Raw genomic sequence first — 1,409 nt, 5'->3', positions numbered from 1 at the left:
GAGCGGCAGCAGGTGCTTTTGGGGTGGAATGACACGGGGGTGGGGTTGCCGGCGGGGACGTTGGGTGGGTTGTTTGAGGCGCAGGTGGTGCGGACTCCGGATGCGGTTGCGGTGGTGTTTGAGGGTGTGGAGGTGTCGTACGCGGAGTTGGATGTGCGTGCGAATCAGCTGGCGCGGGTGTTGATTGGTCGTGGTGTGGGTGCGGAGTCGGTGGTGGGGGTGTGTCTGGAGCGTGGTGTTGATCTGGTGGTGTCGCTGCTGGGTGTGGTGAAGGCCGGTGGTGCGTATGTTCCGGTGGATCCTGATCTGCCGGTGGAGCGGGTGGGGTTGATGCTCGCGGATTCGGGTGCGGAGTGTGTGGTGACGTCGGCTGTGTTGGCGGGTGTACTGCCTGTGGGCACGGCTGTTGTGGTGCTGGATGATCCGCTGACTGTTGAAGTACTTGCTGGTGTGGGTGGTGGGGTGTTGTCGGCTGGGGAGCGGGGTGTTGTGCTTCCGGGTCATCCGGCGTACGTCCTGTTCACGTCGGGTTCGACGGGGCGGCCGAAGGGTGTGGTGGTTTCTCATGCGGGCATTGTGAACCGTCTGGGGTGGATGCAGTCCCGGTATGGGCTGGTTGTGGGTGAGCGGGTTCTGCAGAAGACGCCGTTTGGTTTTGATGTGTCGGTGTGGGAGTTTTTCTGGCCGTTGTTGGAGGGTGCTTCGCTGGTTGTGGCGCGTTCTGGTGGGCATCGTGATCCGGCGTATGTGGCGTCGGTGATCTGTGAGGAGCGGGTGTCGACGGTGCATTTTGTGCCGTCGATGCTGGAGGCGTTCCTGCGGGATCCGGCGGCGGCGGGGTGTGTGGGTCTGCGTCGGGTGGTGTGCTCGGGGGAGGTGTTGTCTCCGGCTGCGGTGGCGCGGTTCTTCGAGGTGTTCGGTTCGGGTGTGGAGTTGCACAACCTTTATGGTCCGACGGAGGCGTCGGTTGATGTGACGGCCTGGGAATGCCCGGTTGGTCTGGATGTTGACGTGGTTCCGATTGGTGGGCCGGTCGCGAATACGCGGGTGTATGTGCTGGATGGTTCGCTGTCGCCGGTTCCGGTGGGTGTGGGTGGGGAGCTGTATCTCGCGGGTGTGCAGTTGGCTCGTGGTTATGCGGGTCGTGCGGGTCTGACGGCGGAGCGTTTTGTGGCTTCGCCTTTCGGGTCTGGTGAGCGGATGTACCGCACGGGTGATTTGGCGCGTTGGGGTGCGGACGGTCAGGTGGAGTATTTGGGGCGTGTGGATGAGCAGGTGAAGATCCGTGGTTTCCGTATCGAGCCGGGTGAGGTCCAGGCGGTTGTTGCCGGGTATCCGCTGGTGGCTCAGGCTGCTGTGGTGGCTCGTGAGGACGTTCCGGGTGACAAGCGCCTGGTCGCCTACGTCGT

The 1,409-nt window shown here is 63.4% G+C and carries 1 protein-coding gene; it reads left to right on the top strand.

Annotated features, from left to right (window positions below; translation table 11 throughout):
- Positions 1–69 precede the first annotated feature (69 nt).
- Positions 70–1,409: amino acid adenylation domain-containing protein (locus tag ABZS71_RS35630; protein WP_356217021.1), on the top strand; the 1,340-nt coding region annotated here is incomplete at its 3' end.

The sequence above is a fragment of the Streptomyces sp. NPDC005393 genome (assembly GCF_040606675.1).
In the GTDB taxonomy this organism is placed as follows: domain Bacteria; phylum Actinomycetota; class Actinomycetes; order Streptomycetales; family Streptomycetaceae; genus Streptomyces.
The sequence above is the reverse complement of the archived record's forward strand: the minus strand, read 5'-3'. Positions and strand labels throughout refer to the sequence as shown.